The 4,467-nt window shown below is 66.6% G+C and carries 7 protein-coding genes; all 7 read left to right on the top strand.

Annotated features, from left to right (window positions below):
• Positions 1-237 precede the first annotated feature (237 nt).
• The 7 genes from ACSBPG_RS31715 to ACSBPG_RS31685 all read left to right on the top strand — a co-directional run bounded on the left by ACSBPG_RS31715 (position 238) and on the right by ACSBPG_RS31685 (position 4,354).
• A complete protein-coding gene (locus ACSBPG_RS31715) occupies positions 238-495 on the top strand; it encodes a hypothetical protein (protein WP_435541256.1) in 258 nt (85 codons plus the stop codon).
• Positions 492-923, top strand: a complete 432-nt coding sequence (locus ACSBPG_RS31710; protein WP_435541255.1) for a sulfite oxidase heme-binding subunit YedZ — start codon at positions 492-494, stop codon at positions 921-923. The genes ACSBPG_RS31715 and ACSBPG_RS31710 overlap by 4 nt, the downstream gene beginning before the upstream one ends.
• Positions 920-1,339, top strand: coding sequence for a nuclear transport factor 2 family protein (locus ACSBPG_RS31705; RefSeq protein WP_435541254.1), 420 nt, complete (start codon positions 920-922; stop codon positions 1,337-1,339). The genes ACSBPG_RS31710 and ACSBPG_RS31705 overlap by 4 nt, the downstream gene beginning before the upstream one ends.
• A gap of 256 nt (positions 1,340-1,595) precedes the next feature.
• Positions 1,596-2,345, top strand: a complete 750-nt coding sequence (locus ACSBPG_RS31700) for a hypothetical protein (protein WP_435541253.1) — start codon at positions 1,596-1,598, stop codon at positions 2,343-2,345.
• A gap of 121 nt (positions 2,346-2,466) precedes the next feature.
• Positions 2,467-2,955 (top strand): hypothetical protein, encoded by a 489-nt coding sequence (locus tag ACSBPG_RS31695; RefSeq protein ID WP_435541252.1) that lies wholly within the window; start codon positions 2,467-2,469, stop codon positions 2,953-2,955.
• Between the two features lie 12 nt (positions 2,956-2,967).
• On the top strand, positions 2,968-3,717 hold the full coding sequence (locus tag ACSBPG_RS31690) for a hypothetical protein (RefSeq protein WP_435541251.1): 750 nt from the start codon (positions 2,968-2,970) through the stop codon (positions 3,715-3,717).
• Positions 3,710-4,354: a hypothetical protein gene (locus ACSBPG_RS31685; protein ID WP_435541250.1), complete on the top strand. Its 645-nt coding sequence runs from the start codon at positions 3,710-3,712 to the stop codon at positions 4,352-4,354. The genes ACSBPG_RS31690 and ACSBPG_RS31685 overlap by 8 nt, the downstream gene beginning before the upstream one ends.
• The last annotated feature ends 113 nt before the right edge of the window (positions 4,355-4,467 follow it).

Raw genomic sequence — 4,467 nt, 5'->3', positions numbered from 1 at the left:
ACCCGCGGGTTATGGCAGCCCAGCGGGTGCGCCGGGCGCTCCGGAAGCAGCGGCTCCATGCGTTCCCACAACTCACCCGGCAGCCGCCAGCCGTCGTCTTGAACCAACTTGCCCATTGAAACCTCCGGGCCGCAATGCACTGGACGTTCAACAGAGCAGGCGAAACCGGATCCCTACTGGAATAGGCTCTTATGCCGGCATGGACCTCCGGGCGCATTTCTGAGATGGCGGCCTGAGATGATGGCTGGAGCACGGGCGCTCGCCTCGGCGGCGCTGGCCTCGCGCTGGACGAAGCCGCTGGCTTTCGTCGCGGCGCTCACGCCGATGGCCTGGACCGTCTGGCTCGCCCTCACCGGCGGGCTCGGCGTGGAGCCGGTGGCGGAGGCCGTGCGGCAGAGCGGGCTTTGGGCCTTGCGCTTCCTGCTCGTCGCATTGGCGGTCACGCCCTTGCGGCTTGTGACAGGCTCGCGGCCCTGGCGCGCTTCCGGCGGATGATGGGGCTGTTCGCCTTCTTCTACGCCCTGCTGCATCTGCTGACCTATGTCGGGATCGACCAGTTCTTCGATTGGCGGGCGGTGTGGACCGACATCGTCCAGTGCCCCTACATCACGGTCGGCATGGTCGCTTTCCTGATCCTGTCGGCGCTCGCGGCGACCTCCGCCAAGGCGGCGGTCCGCCGACTGGGCGGACGGCACTGGCGGGCCCTACACAAGGCGGTTTTCCTCGCCGGGGTCGCGGGTTGCCTACATTACATTCTGCTGGTGAAAGGATGGCAGAGCCCGCCCTTCCTATACACGGCGGCGTTTGCCTTCCTCCTAGGACTACGGTTCGTCAGAAAAGCGGAACCGGCCGGGAATAATCGAGCCTTCCATCGGTCCTTCTCCCGTCATTCGACACCATTCCATAAGGAAAAGGCATCATGAAGTTCCTCGCACCCGCGATTTTCATCGCCGCAGCCCTGTCCACCGCCACCGCCGTTGCCGGCCCCGCCGCCGATCTGGCCACAAAGCATATCGAGGCCATCGCCTCGGGCGATGTCGCGGCCATCACCGGCGCCTACGCGCAGGGCGCCACGCTACACTGGGTGGGCGGTCCCCTCGACGGCATCTACAGCGGCCCATCCCTGGCGGAGGTCTGGGACAAGTTCGCCAAGGCACAAGGCCCGCTGAAGGCGAGCGTCACGAACATCGCGGAGAGTGCCAACCCCAAGGGCGCGACGGTCAGTTCAAACTTGGTGCTCACCGGCAAAAGCCAGATCAAGGTCCGCTACATCCAGCTCTACCGGGGCGGCAAGTTGGTGGACGAAATCTGGCAGGTCGACCCCAACCTGCCCGGCTGATGCCCTGGGTGAGGCGGCCAGCCCGGTACGGCCGCGACGCTTGGCCCCTCCCTTGCGCTGCAGGCAGACCTGATCGAACTGCGCCAGCCATCATGGTCGGTGCCAACGAGTTGACGGTGCCCGACACCCGGCGACGGAAACCTGCCATGGCCGATCAGCCGCACATTGACGGGCGACGGGTGCTTTGGCACCGTCGCTCCGAGCCTCAGACGGCAGCAATGGCCGGACCGCGGACATCTCGATTACGGAGTTCCCCATGGGTTCGAGCCGGATCTACGTCGGGTACGATCCTGGCGGCAAAGGTGCCAACGCGGTGGCCCTGCTATGGGTCGACGGAGGGCCGCGGCGCTTTGCGCTCAACAGGGACGTCGGATCCGTCGATGGCGCCATCGACTGGATCATGCGGATGGCCGGTGGAGGCATGGAACCGGCGGCGGCGGGCATCGACGCACTGTTGTGTTGGGAGACCGGCGTCGCCGGCCGAAGGGGACAGGACGAGTGGATCAGCCGCCAGATGTCCGCCGTCAAGAGGGAGGTCGCCGAACCGCATGGGCGGGCGTTCCAGGAGCGGCAGTGCAGGGCTCCATCCGTTCAGTCGGCCAACAGCCTGCGGGGATCCATGCTGTTCCAGGGCATGGCGGCCGCCATCCGCCTGCGCGAGCGCTGGCCCGCCATCCCGATCACCGAGACCCATCCCAAGGCCCTGCACTTCGCGCTCCGCAAGGCGACCTACCCGGAGGCAGGAACGTGGGAGCCCGAGCAGGACATCTGCCGATGGCTGCTGGACGCGCTTGGCCATCCGGAGGGTGACCCCATCAACTCCTCAGACCAATGGGACGCGCTGGCGTCGGCCTGGGCGGCGTACATGGGCCACTCAGGTGCATGGAGTGTCGATTTGATGCGTGCGGCGCGGTGCCCGATCCTCCCGGCCGGGCCGGTCCACTACTGGTGGCCAGTCGACCTTACGAGACGGCTAAGGGAGGCGGCCTTGGCGGTGCCTGCGTGAGTATGGACCACAGCGGCGATCCGCTCCACTCCTCTTCCGGTGGTGGGATCACCGCACTCTCGCCATACCGGCGCAACACCCTTATAGTCGCCCGCCCGCGTGGCATCGGAAAAAGCGCAGCATGACCAAGTACATCGTCAGCAAGTCCGACGGCGGGGATCTTGATGCCGTGAACCGCGGCATCACGTGGCTGCTCATCCAGGACGGGGATATGCGCCTCATCTACGGCACCAAGGTCTCGGTGTGGACCGACATCCTGGCCAGCACCGCCGGCGTGCTGCGGACAAAGGTTGGCGCCCTGTCCACGACGGCGCCAGCCGACGCCAAAGTGACGCGCGGCGTCGCCGCGGTCCTCGACGACCTGTGCAAACATCATCGCACGGCTCTCGGCGACGCCGGCGAGATGCACCTGTGCTACGGCGCCGGCACGGGAACCAAGAGCGGTGCCAATCCAGCACCAGAGCACCCAGTGCTGGCGCTCTACGCCGGAGAGGAGCAGTTCGCCTGGGTGGAGACGTGCGTCGGTGGGGACACCCCGTTCTGCGTGGTTCCCTGGAGGAACGCGGATGTCGCAAACTGGGTGTCGACACACACGCCGACCACGATTTGAGGAGCAGACACCGTGGTGCCCGACCTGCCGGCCATCACGGCCGAGTTCCACGCCGCCGTGCGCTGCGTCGCTGCCTGCTCACACCGGGACACCTGCCTGCGCGACTGCGGCACCATGATCCCCGAGCGGCCGCCCAGCCCGGACTACATCGGCCCGCGCTACGCCGGCTTGGTGATCGTCGGCGCCAACCCAGGCAACGGGTCCAACGGCACCCAGACGGCGAACGACACGCTCATGGAACGGTTGATGCGGAAGGTGGGTGAGGAACCGGACACTGCGGCCTTCCACGCCCTGATGAAGTTCCTGCCCACATCGATGCTCGAGTGGAAGCAGGTGGTCAGCGCCTCGCACCGCCAGATCCTCGGCTTCGACATCGAGGAGATCGCATACATCAACGTGGTGAAGTGCAAAACCGCGTCTGCCAGCGCCGATCCGTTCGACACCGTCGGCGAAGCCGTCACGCAGCGCTGCTGGGAAACCTACACGGCCTACCAACTCCGACGCCTTCGACCGAGCCACGTCATCGGCTTGTGGAAAGGCATCGACGCCGTCCTGGAGACCCTTGGCTACGACATCCAAGGCAAAACGTTCCGGCTGCCCAGGGGCGGTGACACGGAGGTGATCGACGTAGTGTACGGCTACCACAACGGCCAGCGCAGCCTGACGAAGGACCAGCGGCTGGCCGACGCCAAGCGCGTCGTCGACGACTTCCGGGCACAGCAGGTCAGGCACCGGACCGACGTGAAACGCCGCGATGCCTGACCCCACGGCAGCCAACCTCGAAGGGCTGCGCATCTGGACCGAGGACCCTCCGCACATCAGGACCGCCGCGCGTCCCGAACACGTTTTCCAGCCGTGGCTGCGCGCCATGCACCGCAGGGAGTGCGCGCGAGCGGGCGCCTGCCACTACGTCTATGTGCTGTGCGCCCCGGACGGGGTGCCAATCTACGTCGGCTATTCCGGCACCGACGACCGACCGCTTGATCACCGCAACCGTGCGACATCGTGCAACGGGATGCTCCTGCGGGAGATTCGCCGCATCGAACGGCTGGGTAGCGAGATCCTGTACGAGATCGACTTCGTCAGCGCGTCCGAGATCGAGGCGAAGTGCCGGGAGCAGTTCCTGATCCGCTGCTACGGCCGCCGGGACCGGGATCCTGAAGGGATCCTGTGCAATCTGCGTGAGGGTGGCGATGGGCCGCCGGCCTTCTCGGCCGAGACGCTGGCGCGGCGTGGCGACACGCTGAGGGGGCCGTTCCACGCGATCTGGGCGCACTGGTTCCACGAGTTGCCCGGCATTAGCATGGATTCCATCCCCATCGACCACACCAAGCGGCCGCGGCGATGCTTCGCCCTCGCTGCCGCGTGCCGCGCCGGCTGGTTCTTGACGGCCGGGTGAACCGCACCGGGTTTCCCGGAGGCGATTTTGCTTGAGTGTCAGGCGACACGTCAAACTGCCCCCCTGGCGCCACGAGGATCTGCCCCCCTTGAGAGAAGGGGAATTGAGGGATG

Origin of the sequence: Azospirillum sp. ST 5-10, assembly GCF_051225715.1 — a bacterium.
GTDB lineage: Bacteria > Pseudomonadota > Alphaproteobacteria > Azospirillales > Azospirillaceae > Azospirillum.
This window is presented reverse-complemented; position numbering and strand designations above follow the sequence as displayed.

Bases quoted from the DNA above. Each gene is read 5' to 3' on its own strand.
- ACSBPG_RS31700 (WP_435541253.1), top strand. From the start codon at position 1,596: ATGGGTTCGAGCCGGATCTACGTCGGGTACGATCCTGGCGGCAAAGGT.
- ACSBPG_RS31705 (WP_435541254.1), top strand. From the start codon at position 920: ATGAAGTTCCTCGCACCCGCGATTTTCATCGCCGCAGCCCTGTCCACC.
- ACSBPG_RS31695 (WP_435541252.1), top strand. From the start codon at position 2,467: ATGACCAAGTACATCGTCAGCAAGTCCGACGGCGGGGATCTTGATGCC.
- ACSBPG_RS31710 (WP_435541255.1), top strand. From the start codon at position 492: ATGATGGGGCTGTTCGCCTTCTTCTACGCCCTGCTGCATCTGCTGACC.
- ACSBPG_RS31715 (WP_435541256.1), top strand. From the start codon at position 238: ATGATGGCTGGAGCACGGGCGCTCGCCTCGGCGGCGCTGGCCTCGCGC.
- ACSBPG_RS31685 (WP_435541250.1), top strand. From the start codon at position 3,710: ATGCCTGACCCCACGGCAGCCAACCTCGAAGGGCTGCGCATCTGGACC.